Consider the following 18,967-nt stretch of genomic DNA (forward strand, 5'->3'; position numbering starts at 1 on the left):
AAGTCCGCGACGTTATAATTATATAAACGTTACGATATGGACAAGAAAAAATCACTACTGCTTCTATCCGCCACTGCTGTTGGCACATTGTTATACCAGGCACTCAAGCCTGTCAAATCGGATATCAGAGGAGTCTCAAATTTTAATCTTGACAGTTACCTGGGTCAATGGTACGAAATAGCCAGACTGGACTTTCGGTGGGAAAAAAATCTCAAAAATGTGACCGCAAATTACAGTCTTAATGAAGATGGCAGTATTCAGGTTGTAAATGAAGGCTACGATATGCGTAAGCAGAAACAGAAAAAAAGCATAGGCAAAGCTAAATTTATGCGGGATCACAGTGAAGGTGCATTCAAAGTCAGCTTCTTCCCTCCTTTTTCAGCAGGCTACCATGTTATGAAAATAGATCCTGATTATAAGTATGCCTTAGTATTTGGTGATAATCTCAATTACATGTGGATTCTGTCCAGGGAAAAATCAATTCCGGGAGACATCAAATCTATTTATCTGGATTTTGCATTGAGAAGTGGATTTGAAATCCACAAACTGGTGTGGACAATACAGGATTAGTATCCGTCAAAAATCGGACTGAGCACAGTATAATCCAGAGTAGGGTCGTTCGCAAACTCGATAGACATTTCTTTCATATCTGCAACAGACATCATATTCTTAAGCCCTTTATTATATAACTGGCACAAATAAAATGCAGCATTTACTTTTTCGTCCAGTGTCAATACAGAACTGCCTACGTAAAAATTAAGTACGGAAGTCACATAATCTCCAAAAACATCAAAGCCAAAGGCTCCTGATACATGTATGGAATGGCGCATAAATTTTTCAAAATCAGATTTAAGCGTTGCGTAGACCGTATCTTTCATGAGGACAAAAATGCAATAAAAAATGTACTTAACCAAAAAATGGCACAGCTTAAGCTATGCCATTACATTTAGGGTTATAGTTAATTGGTTTGGGATATCTTATTATAACTCTTCATCATGCTGTGTAATATCCAGCCCCAGTTTTTCTTCTTCTTCATGCACACGCAGAGGTGTGATCAGATCCGTAATCTTGATTAGTAACAGAGAACCGAAAAATGCAAATAAGGAAACTGCGATCAATGCGACCACATGCGCCAGGAATAAACTGGTCTCCCCGAAGTACAATCCGTTAGCAGTAACCACACTATTCACATTACTATTTGCAAATACCCCCGTCAGCACCATACCAACCATACCACCCACACCATGACAAGGAAATACATCCAGCGTATCATCAATGCTGGTCTTACTGCGTAAAAACACAACCAGATTACTGACCAGGGCTGCTACAAGTCCAATGACGATCGAGTGCGGAATACTGACAAAGCCTGCAGCCGGTGTAATCGCAACTAAACCTACTACAGCGCCTATACAGGCACCCATTGCAGAAGGTTTCTTACCTCTGATAATATCTACAAATATCCATGCGATTGCTGCCACAGCTGAAGCTGTAGTCGTGGTCGCAAATGCATATGCTGCCAGACCGTTTGCAGCTCCTGCCGAACCGGCATTAAATCCAAACCAGCCAAACCAAAGCAACGCTGTACCTAATATAACATAACTGATACGTGCCGGAGAATGTGTAGGGGTCTTTCTTCCTTTCAGATATACCGCCGAAGCTAATGCAGCCCATCCCGCAGACATATGCACGACTGTACCACCGGCAAAATCCAAAACACCGAATTTGGCAAGTATTCCCTCCGGATGCCATGTTGCATGCGCTAAAGGCATATAAATAAAAATACTGAACAAAATTATAAATACCATAAACGAATTGAACCGCACGCGCTCAGCAAAAGCACCGGTAATCAAAGCAGGAGTTATAATAGCGAATTTGAGTTGAAACATGGCAAACAGGACCAAAGGGACCGTAGGTAAAGCTCCCCAGGCAACATTCCCAAGCATCCCCTTCATCATATAAAAAGTACGCGGATCGCCAATCACTCCGCCGATATCATCGCCAAATGCAAGGCTAAACCCGACAATCACCCATAATACCGAAATAATACACATACAGATAAAGCTCTGCATCATAGTAGAGATTACATTCTTCTTGCTCACCATACCACCATAAAAGAATGCCAGACCTGGTGTCATAATCAATACAAGTGCGGAAGATGTCAATAGCCAGGCCGTATCTCCGGAATCAATCTTTATATCTGCTACATTAGTCACATCAATAGAGGGAGTTAACAAGCCTATAATGGCCAAAATTGTTAAAATAATCAATGGAACGGTTTTTTTCATAATGTTTTAATTGTTTTTAATTCAAATTTTGTTAATAATTAATGGTTTTAGATGAAAAACAGATAAAAATTGATATGTAAAATTAAATTCAAAACAAATATATGAGCAAATATTTATAAATCAACAAATTATTTTAAATAATATTCATACATTTATAAAAAATCAACCAAAAATCTAATTAAAAACCACAAAACAGACAAAACAAAATTAAATTCACCAATTATTTAAACTAAAATTAGATGAAAAAAGGGTTTTTAGATTTAAAAAATTAAAAAATCAACCATTTAAAACTAAAAACATGAAAAAACTAATCACTTTATCAATTATTTACCACCTATTTCTAAATTTAACCAACGCACAAGAAGAAAAATCAACATTATTAGGCCTCGAGATCTCAGGATCGGTAGATACGTATTGGAAATATGACTTCCAAAACCAACCTAACATCAAAACTTACTTCACAGAAGACAATAATTCCGTATCTATAGGTATGGTAGATCTGGCACTGAAAAAGAAAACAGGTCGCGCTTCTTTCGTAGGCGAGCTTTCCTTTGGACCCAGGGGACAGTACAGATCTATTCTGAACGGAGATGGACAGGCTGGTGACGACAACAACAGCTTTCATATCCAAAATCTGTATGTATCCTACGATCTGACCGAAAAATTAAGCATGACCGCCGGGTTCATGGGTACATTTGTAGGGTATGAGGTTATATGCCCTTCCAACAACTTCCATTATTCTACTTCTTACCTCTTCGGAGCCGGACCGTTTCAGGATGCCGGATTAAAAGCAAACTATACGTTCTCTGAGAAAGTAGCACTAATGGTAGGAATTTTTAATGACTGGAATGTTTATCAGGATTTTAACGGAGTTTCTCATTTTGGTTCACAACTCAGCATCATCCCGAATGAAGCGTCCAGTTTCTACCTTAATTTTCTGACAGGTTCTTCTGTTGGCGGAGTAGCAAACTACAGTTCGGGTACACTTCTAGATCTGGTTGGAAACTACAGTTTCTCTCCACGTTTCACCCTCGGACTCAATGCAACCAACTACAATCAGAAAGGTGATGCAGGCTATTCCGGAATTGCACTTTATCCGAGAGTAAACATCAATGAAAATATAGGTATAGGTGTACGGGGTGAATATTTCAAAACAAAAGATGCTCCTTTACTCGCTATTGAAGAAAACGAAATATGGTCAGCGACACTGAGTGGCCACCTCAGACATCAGGGTTTTTCTTTTATACCTGAAGTGCGATTCGATAACAGCAAAAACGAAATGTTTGTCAAAAAAGATCTAAGTCCCACAAAAAATGCAGGACAGTTTTCAATGGCACTCGTGTATGCATTCTAAATAACAAAGGCTGTCAGCACTATGTTGACAGCCTTTACTATAAAATTTAAAATATCTGTTCTTATTTACGAACACTTACAGATACTCTGCGATCTTTGATCCTGTCAGATTCAGGTGCATCTGCCGGATACCGCGCAATTTCAGATCCGTAACCTTCTGTACCTGCAACCTGCGCTCCCAGTCCCTGCTCATCTAAAAATACTTTAACAGCATTAGCACGATCCAATGACAATTTCTTGTTAAATGACTCATCCCCTGTTTTGTCCGTATATCCTCCGATCTTAACTTTCGCATCCGGGAATACTTTCAATATAGCAGCCAGATTTAATAACTGATCTCTGCTGGCAGGTAATATCTTAGCTGTCCCGGTCTCAAAATTCAGATTATCAAAATCAAACCATTTATTTTTAAGTGTATCATCCGGAAGTGCCTTATAGTCTGATTGCAGGAATTTAATCAGATTATCCTCTATCCCTCTCGGATAAGCCCGAAGCTCCTGTCCGTCAGGTAATTTCAGAATTACAGATTCTCTGTTTGATAAACCATCTGCTGCACCCAATGAGTCTGCCGGATTTGTCATAGACGATGTGTCACGACCATTGGAAGTTGAATCAGATGTACCAGCACCATTGCCTGCACAACTTTTACCAAATAAAAACCAAAGAGCCACAAGTACCAATGGTATCAGTATCCACCATAACCCGCTTGATTTCTTTACTTCTCTGACAGCTTCACGTGTATGAATAGCCGGCTCCGGATTGACTGGCGGCACAGTGAGTACAGGAGGTTCTACAACCGGAATATCTGCTGGAGGAATCCGCGTCTCTACAGCCGGACTCTGAATATCCGAATCCGCAAACAGGCTACCAAAAGCGCCCAATCCTAATCCGGCAGGCAGCGCTGCCGCAAAATTACTTTTATTCTCATTCAGCAGATTAGAAATACTAGCTGCGTTCCAGTTGGTACCGTTATTGGTCAGACTGGCGAATACGGCAGGAAGTGCCGAACTCAGCAACTTCTGAATAGTATCTGATTTAATCCCGATAAACCCGGAAATAGCAGAGACTACTGTATCCAGTTTACCTCCGAATATGCTTTGCAATATGTGCTGATGTTCAGGATGCTGACTATTTACATCTTCAGCAGCTCCCCCGACCGGAGCTGAACCATCAGAATTAAACCATTGCTGAAAATCAAAATTGCCAAAATGACTCTTAGCTTGTTCCAGAATAGTATTTAATCCGTTTTCATTTTCGCGTTGCAGACCTAAAAACAAAGTCGGAATGACCAGATCTGTTCCCTGCTTAAGTTGGGCAGAATCTACTCCGACTTTCCCGGATAGCTTTGAAAGTGTATCTTCATTGAAGAATGCCTTTGCGTTATTTAAGAGATTGTTTTCCATAATATTGATCCATTGTCTAATAAACTAATTAACAATCAGCACGATATTTTGTTTGATACAGGTCCGGTCCAGCATTTAATATTACCTTAACACTAATGCATTATCTTTGACAACAGCATTCTATATTAATGAAAACCGATACACAGATTCATAACATGAAAAAACTATCCTTATTATTTGCATTATCCATCCTCAGCTTTCATCTGGCTTTTGCTCAACAAAAACCTAAATACATTTTCTTTATGATCGGTGATGGAATGGGTTTAAATCAGGTCAATCTTACGGAAATGTATCTTGCCGAACGGGAAGGACGTATTGGTATTTCACCGCTCGTATTTACAGGCTTCCCTGTTGCATCCTTTGCCACCTCTTACTCTACTTCTAACGGTGTAACAGACTCCGGTGCCGGCGGCACAGCTCTGGCTGTAGGAAATAAAACCAAAAATGGTGTGATCGGTATGGACAGCACCAAAACAAAACCCTTAAAAAGCATTGCCTACCTTGCTAAAGAAAAAGGCATGAAGGTCGGCATCACCACAAGTGTAAGTATAGACCATGCTACACCAGCTTCTTTCTATGCTCATCAGCCGGACCGGGATATGTATTACGAAATTGCACAAGATATTCTCCAATCGGATTTTGACTTTTTCGGAGGATCCGGATTCTTAAAACCTGAACAGAATTTCAAAAAGGAAAAAGTAACTCCTATTACTCAAATCTTACAAAAGGGAGGTTACTCTCTAGTGGAAGGCTATCAGGAGTATAAAACGCTTAAAAACAAAGCCGGAAAAATAATATTATCCAATAACAAAGGAGCAGATCAGGTATCTTTAAAATATGCAATTGATCAAAATCCAAATGATCTGACACTGAAACAGATTACTTCAGCAGCAATTGAATCGCTGACAGAAGAAAACAACAACGGATTTTTCCTGATGGTAGAAGGTGGGAAAATCGACTGGGCTTGTCATTCCAATGACGGAGCAACTGCAGTAAAGGAAGTGTTGGATTTTAATGAAGCTGTAAAGGAAGCCTTCGATTTCTATAAAAAATATCCGGAAGAAACTCTGATCATTGTTACTGCCGATCATGAAACCGGCGGAATGACACTTGGAACAGGAAGCTCCAGGTTATCTTTTAAAAATCTGGAATTACAGAAAAAATCACAAAGTGAATTATCTGCACAGATTTCCAAATTGAGAATCTCAAATCCTAAAACAACATGGGATGAGGTTAAACAATTGCTTTCGGATCAACTCGGACTATGGTCTGTCATCAAAGTAAGCAAGGCTGATGAACAAAATATGCATGAAACCTATCTGCGCAGTTTTGTAAACCACGAGACACAGGAATCCAAAAGTCTCTATGCTACTGACGATAAATTAGCGACTCTGGCTGTGAAAGTATTAAATGATGCCTCTACTCTGGGATGGGGTTCCGGAAATCACTCAGCAAGCTATATTCCGATATTTGCGATAGGAAGCGGCAGTGAATTATTCACCCACAAAATGGAAAATACAGATATTCCTAAAAAAGTGGCTAAGTTGTTAAATGCTCAGCTGGATTGAGTATTTACTTTATAAATAAGAAAAGCTCCATAAAGGAGCTTTTCTTATTTATTTTCAGTTCTTTTTATACATGATGAATGCAAGGGGAATGTTTTTTACAAACCTTACAACTGAAACCACCTTGGAACAACAAATTCTTCAGCCAGGTGTGCAAGTCTGTATTGCGTGTAATTATGCTGATCTACCCACACCGCTTCTTCTAATTCAGCCTGCGGACTCACTTCTTTAATTTCAGATAACATGAGTTTGAATACGTGCCCCACTACTGTTGTATTAGCTTCATTTACCGCTTCAGCTTCATGCGTCCCCAGAAAAAGCAGCTCTTGCGCAACTACCGTCAACCCTATCTCCTCTTCTATCTCCCGGCACACAGTGTTGACAAATGTTTCTCCCTCTTCTACCTTACCTCCGGGTAACTGATAATACTCAGATCCTTTTTTACGAACCAGCAACAATTGCATTGCAGGACTCAGCACCATAGCAGCGCATATTTCGATTCTGTTTTTCTTCAAAAGACGTAACCCGCTATTAGTATTTTACCGGATAATCACGCATATGTTCGAAATGATAGTTCGGGTTAGACTTTAAACTGTCAATAAGATCAGATAACAATTTCTGCCCTTTTCGATTTTGGAACATATCATCATGCATTAATAACACAACATTATTGGCCGTAAATGAATCTTTCTTCTTCAATCTGTTTTTCATACGCTGATAGATTTCATTAACAGATTGCACGGGCTTTCCTGTTAGTCCGTGGATTTTCCACTCTACATCCCATCCCATGATTTCATATCCGTTAGCATAAAGCAAATCTGCAGTACTTGTACCACTCTGTAAATCAATTCTTCTTCTGTCTTTAAAATACCAGATGTTACGTCCTGGCATACGGGTAATTTTATATTTTAAGGCTAAATCAGCTTCATTTTTCTCAAAATCAGAAAACGCGTGATTCGGATTGCTGTAAAAAACACTGAATTTGTTATTGGCATGTGTATAACTATGGTTATAACAATCAACCAAGGGGTTATTATAATATCTCAGATAATCTTTTTTGAGTCTTTTACTCATATTTGCGTGTTTACCGATCAGGAACACATTAATCTTAATATTCTTTGCTGTAGCAATGGAATCAATTGCTGAACTTCCGATCAATGGTCCGTCATCAAAAGTCAGGTAGATATGCTTAGGAAGGCTATCAAGCTTCGCATTAATAGAGTCTCGTTGTGCTTTAGTTAGCTTAGCTTTATCAACAGGCTCTTTTTTCTTAACCGAATCTATGGTTAACGTATCTTTTTTTGTCTGAATCTCTTTTTTTTCGGTATTATGCTCTTCCTTTTTTGTTACCGAATCCTGATGTTCAACAGTAGAAGTTTTTTGAGAAGACTGATTATTTCCGCAGGACTGAGTACTTAAAACAAGTACTGATAGCGCCATTCCTGCCACCACATTTCCAATTAATCGCATTTAATATTATTTTTATATTAGACTTTTTAATAAAAGTTACGCAAAAATAACATATTAAATCTGACTTATCTAATTTCAAAGAAAAGTTGTTTCAAAAAACAACAAAGGAATCCTGATTAAGGATTCCTTTGCTAATGAAATTATAAATTTACAAGCGGATTAGTCATGATGACGTCCTTTATTTTTTCCACGGTGTTTATTTCCTTTATGGTTATCCTTACGATCGTGACGATCATAACGATCCCGGTCATGACGATCCGAACGACCTCTACCGTCTCTTAAATTCACCTGACTGTAATTACCCGAGTATCTATGATAGCGCTCATGATAATGGTTGTGCCGATGCCATGGGTTGTGATCATTTACCACTACCTTATACGTTCTGTACATATTATAACGACGGTATTTGCTCGGCAAACTACTTCTGGTCACCCATCTGTTTCCATGGTAATAAGTATAGCGACGATGCACAACATCATAATATACATCCATTTCCGGCATATAATAGTAACGGACATAATCGTATCCTACTGGTCCCCAAAGTGGTTGACTTCCGATATTGACATTGATACGAACCTGAGCCTGAGACGGAGTGAAAGAGAAGATCCCTCCGATAAGCAATGTAATGTAAAGTAATTTTTTCATGGAACCCTCCCTCTTTAATGTTTTTCTAATGTTTGTGTTTACTCTTTGTTCTTTATGACTGTCTGTTATTTGCAAAAGATTAATCGAAGTAAAAGACAAAGTGACAATTCACTGATAATGTGCACATTATTTTATCAATTACCCTCTCTGACCTGCTGGCATCTCTCCTTAATAAGGAGAGAACTATATAAGCAGTTGGCGGGTTAGATAAGACCAAACAACTTAACATCTCATGCGTTTGCTGGTGTCCTCGCCAGCAATTGAGATCAAGCAAACGGAACAGCATAACCTGATTCCCCAATCTCTCTGCCCTTGCGGGCATCTCTCCTTAGGAAGGAGAGAATAACTATCAAACAAAAGGTTGCTTCTTCTTTCTAAGGAGATAAACAGACAAAAGTTATAATATCTTTAATATAAACAATAGTTTTTAAAAGCTGAACCTATTCCCTCTCATTTTTAAGGAAAGGGCTAGGGAGAGGTTCTAATACTCAAAATATAAAAGTCCTGGTTAAAAAACTCAAATCAACCAGGCTATTTAACAACGTCATTTGGCGTCCCCCCAAATGATAAACCGGAATATCATACTGCCGGTGAGGGCACCGACAGACGCAGCCATGAGTACTCATCATAACTAAGGATATCCTCTCTCCTTTCAGGTTTAAAGGAGAACCTGTTTGGACTAGTCGGAGGATTAGGGCGAGGTCTTGAACTTATATAAATCAACCTCTCTGCCCTGCGGGCATCTCTCCTTAACAAGGAGAGAATAACTATAAATGAAAAGTCGTAGTCTTCCTAAGGAGAACTTTATTATATTTGATTATAATCGATTATCTCTCAGAGCAGCATATGATACATAAAAGATATGCAACTCCTTGAGAACATATAGTATCCGTATTCTCCAAATTCCAGATCTATGAAAAAGGTTTTTATTATCCTATTTATTCTGCTTCTTATTCTTATCAGTATAGTCGTGGTCAAAACAATGACTTACCCTTTTGGAAAAATTCCGGCTTCAGCCGATACAGATCCGCAAACTACTGTACCTGTCAGTGACTCTGCGGTATATCGTTTTGCTCAGGGCATCCGAATCCCAACAATATCTACCGGCTCTATGGGAACATTTAACTTTGAACCTTTTGAACGCTTTATCGCATATTTACAGGAGACTTACCCTGAAGTGCATAAGGGTACTGAACGGTATACTGTAAATAATCAATACGGACTGGTATTCCGATGGAAAGGCAAAAACAGCTCACTAAAACCTATTCTGTTTCTATCTCATATGGATGTCGTTCCTCCGGGCGATGCTCCTGTCAAAAACAATGATTCCACTTTTATCTACAATATAAAAGACAAGCCATTACCTGCTGTAACAGAGATTTCCAAAGAATGGTCCTATGCCCCATTCTCCGGAGCCGTCAGTGACGGACGTATATATGGCCGGGGTACACTGGATATGAAAAGTATGCTTTTTGCATTGTTGGAAAGTATGACAGCTCTTATGAAAAGGGGTTATGTACCCGAACGGGATATTTATCTGGCATTTGGTTGTGATGAAGAAGTAGGCGGAAGTAAAGGCGCGAGTGAGATTGCTGCTGACTTCAAACGTAAAGGTTTACATTTTGATGCAGTATATGATGAAGGTGGTATTATTATGCAAAAGGGCGCTGTAGAAGGTGTAAATACGGACGTAGCTCTGATCGGCTGTGCTGAAAAGGGTTTCCTTTCCGCCAGAATTAAAGTTAGCGGTCTGGGTGGTCATTCTTCTATGCCACCTTTACAGAGCGCTATCGGCAAAGCAGCGATCATTATGCAACGTCTCGAGGAAAATCAAATGAAACCCTATATTACGCCTGTGATCGGAGATTTCTTTACCAACGTTGGCGGAGATATGAGCTTTACTGCGCGAATGGCTATTGCTAACCGCTGGCTGCTTGAGTCTGTACTTTTGAGTAAATTAACCTCCAATAATGCAACAAACGCACTTGTGCGTACTACTACGGCACTTACCATGATGGAGGGTAGCGACGGCACAAATGTCTTATCCCCACAGGTAGAATTTGTGGTCAATTTCAGAATATTACCCGGCAACACGGTAGCTGAAGTAAAGGATCATATTGCAAAAGCTTGTGAGGGATTCGATGTACAAGTGGAAGAGGTGGATAATACTCGTGAGGCTTCTAAAATTTCTGCAACGAATACAAAGGCATATGAAGTGATGGAGAAGACTATTCGTGAAATCTATCCTCATGTATTGATTACACCTTACCTGACTGTAGGGGGAACGGATGCCTACAAGTATGAAATTGTAAGTGATAATGTATATCGATTTATTCCTTTTTCCATTAATTCAGCGGAACGACAAAGCATACACAGCACTAATGAATACATCAGCATCGCTAATTATGGCCGTATGATTCAGTATTTTTCTTCAATAATGAAAAATTATGATGCAATGCCGTAGATAGTATACATAAATTGCAGGCTCAAGAGAATTTAATAAAATATTATTTCTTGCCGGTACTAAGGCGAGGTCCTGAATGTATATTGATTAACCTCTCTTACCTACGGGCATCTCTCCTTAACAAGGATAGAAATTAATCAGGCTTAACCGTTGTCACTTGTCTGGCGCAAGCATATTGCTTGTGCCTGTATAGGTCTGCCGGTGTGGACACCGACAGACGCAGCCATGAGTACTCATCATAACTAAAGATATCCTCTATCCTCTCTCCTTTCAGGTTTCAAGGAGGACCTGTTTCGACTCGTCGGAAGGATTAGGAGAGGTTTTGAACTTACATAAATCAACCTCTCTCCTTAACAAGGATAGCGTAACTGTGGATCAGAACTTAAACTACCCTTTATAAGTAGAAAATTAAATTCTAACTTCAATGTCAGGGTTATATTTCAAGGCCTCTGTCTCCAATATTACGACTATCTGCGGTTCTCCGACTGTAAAAAAGTAGGTTTTCTCTTTAATTTTTACACGCACATAATAACCGTTTCGGGGAGCACTCGTGATCTTGATGGACTTGATTTCGGACCAGGGGAGCACAAGAATCCGGGCCAATTTAAATACATACAGATTGGAATATCCTATGATGAAAGGAGCATTCATCATAAACTGATTGACCAGTCCCAGATGATTGTTTACGCTTATCATTTTTTCAAAATGTGCATTATCCAGCTCCATTATAACTTTTGTATAGTTCTGAACAGTCTTTTTGAAAATCATCCAGCTAAAAAAACAAGTCAACAGCCCGATTCCTAACATACACACCAACAATATATAACTATCTCTCATTCTTGCATCATACCTTTCTGCATCCAGTCTCCCATTAAAACTGAGGGTGTCTGATACTGTTATGAAAAAAGGAATAAAGGCTATAATTAAAACAATTATGGTGATAATCCATTTTAGTTGCTGATATCTGCGGATCATTTTTTTTATATAGAGTTCTCTCTTTTCACTATACAAAAAGTCCCGGTTTGCTTTATAAAAATCTCCGGCTACCGTTTCCTCTTTTACACCCAAACCTGAGATCTTCCAGAGAAAGACCAAAGTTATTATCATGACGCCTACAATGATGAAAATCATCTGCATATTGTTATTTTTTGAAATTATCTTTACATGTATCTGAAGCTCGTCAGTTTATTTCTCCTAACAGATACCATATTCTGATTTCCCTGTTTCCACGTTTTCTAATATAAGAGCCCTTACATAAGAATATGTAATATACACAGGAAATAATAAGGCAAATGCTGTTTATACGCAAGAATTAATAAACAAACTCAAAAAAGTATCCGGCAAAAAGTATCAATACAATCAAAATCAAACTGATCAGAATCAGACTTGCATTTCGTTTTTTGTGTTCTTTCCTTTTATTAAACCGACAGGCTTCGTAAATAAACAGACCAAGGCTGATAATTGCCAAACCGAGGGTCATCTGAAAGAAAGCAATTACACCTTCAAAATTATAATCTCCGTCATCGACAACTGTATATTCTTGTATATAGTCACTCATGTAATAGATAACAACTAAAAGCAACAGCAGCAATATTACTCGTATACCAATATATTTCATCGGGTTAATATCTTTGTGTATTTAATTTTGATCGTCTGATACGGTATATTATAAAAATGATCAAAATGCTGTATATGGAAACAACGATAGAAAAAAGCTGAAAAAATCCTTCTCCAACAGCGCGGCTCTCTCCGGAGCAATCAATCTCGCTTCCCCATATGTCAATACCTTTTTCTCCCTCATACATACATCCGGTACAGGCCAGATATTCGGGAACCACCAGTCCCACATAGAAAAGCAGTAAAAGAGCATATACTGCCAGCAAGAAGATGAAAAGGATTTTTCTAATCATTCCACCCGATTACTTTATCACTCACTGTATAACTGGATTTCATCTTCCTTTGCAGAATTATTTCTCCGATCTGCTATCTTCATCATACACTTTAAGTTCCCTCAGATCCATTTTTAGTATGCCATTTTATTTTTTGTCTGACAATCATCTTCGGAGTAAAGATTTGTGATTATTTTTCTAAGATACTCTTAACCTTCTGTATTTATTTTGATCCCGGCTTTATTAAGAAATTCAATCTGCACTTCTTGAGATTTGTCTGCAGCCTTATCGACACTTTCCTTTTTGAGAATCAATTCCTTACGAATAGCTTCTCTCGATACACTATCCTGTTCTTCTATATATTTGACGAGTAACGGGGCATATCCGTCTCCGATTTCGGTCATATAAGCAATCGACGCATCGTGAAATTTATTTGCGATTTCACTATGTGTCAGCTCCTGTGCTTCTGTTTTTATTTGGTTGGTGTATTTAATAAGGCCATTTGCATTTTTCAGAGCCATATCATAAGAGATTTCGTTATTCGCTTTGCTGATATTGTATTCTCCGTTCATGAGTTTTTCGTGGCTCTCATCCACTTTTTCCATACAGCTGAGAAACAGGCTGGACATTTTTTCATTGTATCCGTAATCGTATTTACCGCCACATGAGGTCAATACCAATAAAGCAATAATAGCTGAGAATAATGTTGTCTTCATAGTTCTTTAAGTTTTATACCGCAAATAACAACTTCTTATGTAAAGTTGTTTAGCTCAATCAAAATTCGTTATGCTTCTTTTATTATTCGTTTGTAAAGAAGCTTTATATGCAATGTAATCAATACAAAAAACGCATTACCGGATGGGTAGTGCGTTTCTTATATGATAAGCATTTTATATTTTCAGCAGGATATGCCTCTATGCTATTCTCTCTTTATTGTAATTGGGTTCCAAATAATTGTACCCAATAAAAACCGGATCCGGGTGAACGGGCAGCCCCCATTTCTTTGACATCTGCCAGCATAATGTTCTTACAGTGTCCATAGCTGTTTATCCAGGCTTCCACGACTTCCGCTTCCGTTCGCTGTCCTCTGGCAATATTTTCTGCCGCAAGGCGGTAACTGTATCCGTTATTCTTTAACCGCTGACCAAAGGTTTCCCCTTCGGGGCTGTTGTGTGAAAAATAATTTCTGGTTTCCATATCCTGTGCATGTTTCACAGCCGTACCAGCCAGTTTTTCACTCCAGATCAGCGCAGGTACAGCGGGCATTTTATCCACCTTTTTGGTATCTTTGTCTTTGCATTCACAGCCAGCCACTCTTACTTTATTGACCAGTTCCAGAATAAGTGTATTGTCAAGATTCGTCTGAATTTTAGATTGGTTTTTGTCTGTCCCCGTCTGGTCTCCGGGTGTTTCAGTCTCTTTAATATCCGCTGATTTTTCACAGGATATTGCACAAAGACCCAAATAAATACTCCCTAAGAGTATGAATAATCCCCTTTTGTTCATTTTTATTGTTTTTAATAGTAGATGTTCTTCTGTTTCAGGTTTACAAACAGGATTTGTATCCCCTTCCTTGTATATTATTTATAAAATAAATTCATATTTCAATTTTATTAGTATGCTAACCTCTGATCCTATCAGGGGCCAGCCCTGTTTTTGAGTTGCAAAGATAGAAAGGAGCATGATAATCCTGAATTAAACAGTTTGCTTTCCTGAATTTTCTCCGATTAATCAGCTACTCTACAAATATCTATCCAAAATCTAAATCTGGGATAAACTGACTTTTATACCAGCTTTCAAAATTATTTTTATTTACATGCAAAGGACAATCTGCAGAAGCTGCAAAACAATAACATTTGTTACATTTGACATATAGTTTATCTAATTTCATAGTGGAATCATGAAAAAAATAGGTTTTTTATCCTTTGGTCACTGGGCCAATCATCCTGCATATAGCACACAGACAGCTAGTGATACGCTGCTGCAGTCTATAGATCTGGCAGTAGCTGCAGAAGAACTGGGTATAGATGGTGCTTACTTCAGAGTACATCATTTTGCAAAGCAACTGGCTTCTCCTTTTCCGTTGCTTTCGGCTATCGGAGCCAGAACAAGCAGAATCGAGATCGGCACCGGAGTGATCGATATGCGCTATGAGAATCCGTTGTATATGGTTGAGGACGCCGGAGCAGCTGATCTGATATCTGGTGGCCGATTACAGTTAGGTATCAGCAGAGGTTCTCCCGAGCAGGTTATTGATGGATGGCGCTATTTCGGCTATGCACTTTCTGAGGGTGAAACAGATGCGGACATGGGACGACGCAAAGCGCTTGAATTTCTGGAAAGACTCCAGGGTGTAGGTTTTGCAGAACCCAACCCCTATCCTATGTTTCCCAATCCACCGGGCCTATTGCGCCTGGAGCCTCATTCTGAAGGTTTAAGGGATCGTATCTGGTGGGGTGCTGCATCGAATGCCACAGCAGTGTGGGCAGCACAAAACGGGATGCTTCTTCAAAGCTCTACTCTTAAATACGACGAAAGCGGAAAACCTTTTCATGTACAGCAGGCAGAACAGATCAGGTTATATAAAGAAGCCTGGAAAGAAGCAGGACATACGCGTGAACCCCGTGTATCGGTGAGTCGGTCTATCTTTGCACTGGTCAATGATCAGGATCGTTATTATTTTGGACATGAGGCTGACAGAGACGATAAAATCGGCATGATTGAAGCAGATAAACGTGCTATTTTTGGCAGAAGTTATGCTGCAGAACCAGATCAGCTTATTCGTGAACTGGCACAGGATGAAGCCATACAGGAGGCAGACACGCTCTTGCTGACTATTCCTAATACATTGGGAGTAGAGTATAATGTACATGTACTCTCTTCTTTTCTGGAACACGTAGCACCGGGACTGGGTTGGCGGTAATGCCTAGAGATGTATGGTAAAAAACCTCCGCTTTAAAACTAAAATTGTTGTTATAGGTGCCGGTCAGGCTGGCCTGTCATCGGCTTATCATCTCAAAAAACTGGGTCTGGAAATCGGCCGGGATTTTATTATTCTGGACGAAGCTCCTCATCCGGGTGGTGCATGGCAATTCAGATGGTCTTCGCTTACATTGAGTACAGTCAATAAAATTCACGATCTGCCGGGGATGTCTTTTGAAGAAACACTGGAGACAGATGAAAAAGAAGTACAGGCCAATATTGCTGTTCCGCATTATTTTGATGCCTATGAAAAGAAATTCGGATTGCAGGTATATCGTCCTTTAAAAGTCGAAAATGTATATAAACATGAAAATAGATTTTACATAGACACAAATGACACGCTTTTCTCCGCTTTGGGTATAATAAATGCCACAGGTACATGGGAAAATCCTTACATTCCGGAATATCCGGGACAAAGTTTATTTACAGGGGAACAATTGCATACCAAAGACTTCCGTAATGCGGATTATTTCCGCAACAAACATGTTGTTATTGTTGGTGGTGGTATTTCTGCCATTCAGCTACTGGATGAGATCTCTAGAGTTACTACTACAACATGGGTTACCCGTCGTCCTCCGGTATTCAGAGAAGGACCGTTTGATGATGCTGCAGGACATGAAGCTGTGGCTATGGTAGATGAGCGGGTAAGGCAGGGATTAATACCGCTATCTGTGGTATCTGTTACCGGTCTGCCCTATTCTGAAGCTGTCCGGAATATGGAAAAACGTGGTGTTCTACATCGCTTTCCGATGTTTAGTGAAATAACTGCTTCAGGTGTAAAATGGGAAGACGGAAGAGAACAAAAAGCAGATGTTATTCTTTGGAATACGGGTTTTAAAGGATCACTCGAACATTTGAATCCTGTAGTTCCAAGAGAGGAAGGCGGTGGAATTCTGATGGATGGAAGACTGGCAACCAGAGTCGCGAAAGAACCCCGGATTCATTTGGTAGGATACGGTCCTTCAGCTTCTACAATCGGAGCCAACCGTGCCGGGGGTGCTGCTGCCCGTGAACTGATCAGAACATTAGAATTGTAATCTTTATCTAAAAAGAAAGAGTTTAATCCCAATAACTGGATCACTATTTTCTTCTATTTCAGATAGATTATGGAAACATTATACTTGCGCAGGTACAAAATGAGGTTTTATCTCTTTACGTATACTATTACAGTGACTACAATATAAATTTAAGCAAATAAGCGATGCTGACTAATGTTGCCAGATAAGTGGCGTTACCAAGGAAATAAACAAAAAAAGATTTGATATAATTAATCGCTTTTTTCTCTCCAAAAAACTGGCCTATAGCCCATATAATATATACAAAGTAAACAATAATTCCAAAAACTGCCACATTTTCACTCTGAACAATATTAGCAACGATTATAAAAAATGCAAAAATCAATAATGCTTCACCCAAGACAAAAGACAAGAGCACTAAAATCTCGAAAATATTATATTTGTATTTTCTATAAAATACCTTAATCCATAAAGAAATAAAAATACCCATGATCAGTTGAGAATAACCCATATTCTTATTTGTCCATGCTCCGATTTCTTTTGAACGTATCTTTCCTTTTAATATTTCCATTGTATCAATATTAAAAAAAGACAAATGTATATGTAGAAAGCTCATTAACAGTAAAAATACCACAGAAGAAACAACCAAAAACAATACGGGTTTTACATATTTATCTCTATTCTCAAATAAAAACTCTCTAATGGATTTCCCAGGTCTTAATAACAGATTTTTAATTGTAAAAGGAAATCCCTTTTCAAAGTGAATCAGATGCTGAATCTCATGTGAAATATAATTGCTATTAATTCTTTTCAATTTCTGGTCTTCAAAATTGCCAGCCTTTTCCTGTTTCATTAGTTACTGTTATGTTTTAAATTGAGTTACTGTTAATGTTTTTACTGTATGTAAAACACCTTCCTGTCTGTGAATGGCGTGATCAGACGCAGCCTATTTACAGTTTTATTTCCATTCATAAGAAAGTGCCCGTACTATATTAGCAATTGCTTTATCTGCCAAATCATAGTGCTTTTCAATATAAGTATGGCTCGCTTTACATCCTAAAGTTAAGTCACTGTACTTCCATAATTCCGCGTCACCTGCCTCTTTCCATATTTTGTTGAACAGATTTACTTCGTCTGTGCTTAATATCTTATTGTCGGAAACAAATCCGTGAAATGTCCACGGCTGCGACCAGTCATCAAAACTTATTATTTTGTCTTCAAGATTTTTCATCATATGGATAACAACGTATAAATATGCGAAAGTTTTCACAAAACACACAAACTATAATGTATCTGTCCATTTATGAACAACTTATATTTTCAGATCATACAAAATAAAATCGTAAACAATAAGTGTTTATCATCCGGCTACTTTTTTCATTTGTTTATAATATATTTGAGCATTAATCAGGTTTTTAAATTAAATCATTTATACATCCATGAAAGCCGGAAGAGCCTTTTTCATCAGTCTTGTATCTGTTACTATAGGTTCCATACAAATGGTTTTTTTTCTGCCTGGCGGTGTATCCTGTATTGATGGTAAAAGCTCTTTACTGGATGGAATTTTATTCTATATGCCAATACAGTTTGCGGGTGTTTTCCTACTGAGTCTGCTAAATAAGAAAACAGCAGATTTATTTCTTTTGGTGGGAGTCTTGTTGTTTTGGCTATGGGTGAATAAAGTCGAATTTACCAGCAGACATGCCTGCTGGTCCACCTACACAGATACTGAAATTATCAAAGCTGTATTGCTGAAATCGGCTCTTACCTGCGGGGTCTCCATTGCCTTGTTAGGTGTATTTGTGAAATGGTATAAGAGACGTCCCATTAAGACAGCAGATGAATCCTAAATATTACATCTACATTATTTAAGCCGGTTGTGCGGCATTTGGTTT

General features: G+C 38.7%; 20 protein-coding genes. 7 read left to right on the top strand and 13 right to left on the bottom strand.

Features of this window, described 5'->3' with window-relative positions:
• The first annotated feature begins 36 nt into the window (after positions 1–36).
• Positions 37–570 carry a lipocalin family protein gene (locus HMPREF0766_RS09990; RefSeq protein WP_002996383.1) on the top strand — a complete coding sequence of 178 codons (534 nt, stop codon included), beginning with the start codon at positions 37–39 and terminating at the stop codon, positions 568–570.
• Here HMPREF0766_RS09990 and HMPREF0766_RS09995 read toward each other — a convergent pair.
• Positions 567–878, bottom strand: coding sequence for a hypothetical protein (locus HMPREF0766_RS09995; RefSeq protein ID WP_002996384.1), 312 nt, complete (start codon positions 876–878; stop codon positions 567–569). The genes HMPREF0766_RS09990 and HMPREF0766_RS09995 overlap by 4 nt on opposite strands.
• Positions 879–980: 102 nt before the next feature.
• Positions 981–2,285: an ammonium transporter gene (locus HMPREF0766_RS10000; protein WP_002996385.1), complete on the bottom strand. Its 1,305-nt coding sequence runs from the start codon at positions 2,283–2,285 to the stop codon at positions 981–983.
• A 298-nt stretch (positions 2,286–2,583) separates the two neighbouring features.
• Between HMPREF0766_RS10000 and HMPREF0766_RS10005 the strand changes: the two genes are divergently transcribed.
• Positions 2,584–3,639, top strand: coding sequence for an outer membrane beta-barrel protein (locus tag HMPREF0766_RS10005; protein ID WP_002996386.1), 1,056 nt, complete (start codon positions 2,584–2,586; stop codon positions 3,637–3,639).
• 61 nt (positions 3,640–3,700) lie between these two features.
• Here HMPREF0766_RS10005 and HMPREF0766_RS10010 read toward each other — a convergent pair whose 3' ends face one another.
• Positions 3,701–5,041, bottom strand: coding sequence for an OmpA family protein (locus HMPREF0766_RS10010; RefSeq protein WP_002996387.1), 1,341 nt, complete (start codon positions 5,039–5,041; stop codon positions 3,701–3,703).
• A 155-nt stretch (positions 5,042–5,196) separates the two neighbouring features.
• Here HMPREF0766_RS10010 and HMPREF0766_RS10015 point away from each other — a divergent pair, with 155 nt between their 5' ends.
• Positions 5,197–6,609 (top strand): alkaline phosphatase, encoded by a 1,413-nt coding sequence (locus HMPREF0766_RS10015; protein WP_037460061.1) that lies wholly within the window; start codon positions 5,197–5,199, stop codon positions 6,607–6,609.
• A 104-nt stretch (positions 6,610–6,713) separates the two neighbouring features.
• On the opposite strand, the gene HMPREF0766_RS10020 is transcribed toward HMPREF0766_RS10015, so the two are convergent.
• From HMPREF0766_RS10020 to HMPREF0766_RS10030, 3 genes are all read right to left on the bottom strand, one after another.
• Positions 6,714–7,121: an NUDIX hydrolase gene (locus HMPREF0766_RS10020; RefSeq protein ID WP_002996389.1), complete on the bottom strand. Its 408-nt coding sequence runs from the start codon at positions 7,119–7,121 to the stop codon at positions 6,714–6,716.
• Positions 7,122–7,137: 16 nt separating this feature from the next.
• Entirely contained in the window at positions 7,138–8,076 is a 939-nt protein-coding gene (locus tag HMPREF0766_RS10025; RefSeq protein ID WP_002996390.1) for a polysaccharide deacetylase family protein, read from the bottom strand.
• A gap of 159 nt (positions 8,077–8,235) precedes the next feature.
• Positions 8,236–8,721, bottom strand: coding sequence for a hypothetical protein (locus tag HMPREF0766_RS10030; RefSeq protein WP_002996391.1), 486 nt, complete (start codon positions 8,719–8,721; stop codon positions 8,236–8,238).
• Positions 8,722–9,634: 913 nt separating this feature from the next.
• On the opposite strand from HMPREF0766_RS10030, the gene HMPREF0766_RS10035 reads away from it, so the two are divergent.
• Positions 9,635–11,185: a M20/M25/M40 family metallo-hydrolase gene (locus HMPREF0766_RS10035; protein WP_002996392.1), complete on the top strand. Its 1,551-nt coding sequence runs from the start codon at positions 9,635–9,637 to the stop codon at positions 11,183–11,185.
• Positions 11,186–11,593: 408 nt separating this feature from the next.
• Here the strand turns inward: HMPREF0766_RS10035 and HMPREF0766_RS10040 are convergent, their stop codons facing one another.
• From HMPREF0766_RS10040 to HMPREF0766_RS10060, 5 genes are all read right to left on the bottom strand, one after another.
• On the bottom strand, positions 11,594–12,322 hold the full coding sequence (locus tag HMPREF0766_RS10040) for a hypothetical protein (protein WP_002996394.1): 729 nt from the start codon (positions 12,320–12,322) through the stop codon (positions 11,594–11,596).
• 175 nt (positions 12,323–12,497) lie between these two features.
• Positions 12,498–12,803, bottom strand: coding sequence for a hypothetical protein (locus tag HMPREF0766_RS10045; protein WP_002996396.1), 306 nt, complete (start codon positions 12,801–12,803; stop codon positions 12,498–12,500).
• Between the two features lie 4 nt (positions 12,804–12,807).
• Positions 12,808–13,095 carry a hypothetical protein gene (locus HMPREF0766_RS10050; protein ID WP_002996399.1) on the bottom strand — a complete coding sequence of 96 codons (288 nt, stop codon included), beginning with the start codon at positions 13,093–13,095 and terminating at the stop codon, positions 12,808–12,810.
• A 188-nt stretch (positions 13,096–13,283) separates the two neighbouring features.
• Positions 13,284–13,790 (bottom strand): hypothetical protein, encoded by a 507-nt coding sequence (locus tag HMPREF0766_RS10055; protein ID WP_002996401.1) that lies wholly within the window; start codon positions 13,788–13,790, stop codon positions 13,284–13,286.
• Between the two features lie 214 nt (positions 13,791–14,004).
• On the bottom strand, positions 14,005–14,580 hold the full coding sequence (locus HMPREF0766_RS10060; protein ID WP_002996403.1) for a CAP domain-containing protein: 576 nt from the start codon (positions 14,578–14,580) through the stop codon (positions 14,005–14,007).
• Positions 14,581–14,974: 394 nt separating this feature from the next.
• Here HMPREF0766_RS10060 and HMPREF0766_RS10065 point away from each other — a divergent pair, with 394 nt between their 5' ends.
• Both HMPREF0766_RS10065 and HMPREF0766_RS10070 read left to right on the top strand, forming a co-directional pair.
• Entirely contained in the window at positions 14,975–15,997 is a 1,023-nt protein-coding gene (locus tag HMPREF0766_RS10065; RefSeq protein ID WP_002996406.1) for an LLM class flavin-dependent oxidoreductase, read from the top strand.
• A gap of 13 nt (positions 15,998–16,010) precedes the next feature.
• Positions 16,011–17,093: an NAD(P)-binding domain-containing protein gene (locus HMPREF0766_RS10070; protein WP_002996407.1), complete on the top strand. Its 1,083-nt coding sequence runs from the start codon at positions 16,011–16,013 to the stop codon at positions 17,091–17,093.
• A 136-nt stretch (positions 17,094–17,229) separates the two neighbouring features.
• Here HMPREF0766_RS10070 and HMPREF0766_RS10075 read toward each other — a convergent pair whose 3' ends face one another.
• Both HMPREF0766_RS10075 and HMPREF0766_RS10080 read right to left on the bottom strand, forming a co-directional pair.
• The gene (locus HMPREF0766_RS10075; RefSeq protein WP_002996408.1) at positions 17,230–17,925 is read right to left on the bottom strand and encodes a DUF3667 domain-containing protein; all 696 of its coding nucleotides are present in this window, start codon (positions 17,923–17,925) and stop codon (positions 17,230–17,232) included.
• 105 nt (positions 17,926–18,030) lie between these two features.
• On the bottom strand, positions 18,031–18,306 hold the full coding sequence (locus tag HMPREF0766_RS10080) for a hypothetical protein (protein ID WP_002996409.1): 276 nt from the start codon (positions 18,304–18,306) through the stop codon (positions 18,031–18,033).
• A 205-nt stretch (positions 18,307–18,511) separates the two neighbouring features.
• Here HMPREF0766_RS10080 and HMPREF0766_RS10085 point away from each other — a divergent pair, with 205 nt between their 5' ends.
• Entirely contained in the window at positions 18,512–18,922 is a 411-nt protein-coding gene (locus tag HMPREF0766_RS10085; protein WP_002996410.1) for a hypothetical protein, read from the top strand.
• Positions 18,923–18,967: the final 45 nt, after the last annotated feature.

The organism is Sphingobacterium spiritivorum ATCC 33861 (assembly GCF_000143765.1).
Lineage (GTDB): Bacteria > Bacteroidota > Bacteroidia > Sphingobacteriales > Sphingobacteriaceae > Sphingobacterium > Sphingobacterium spiritivorum.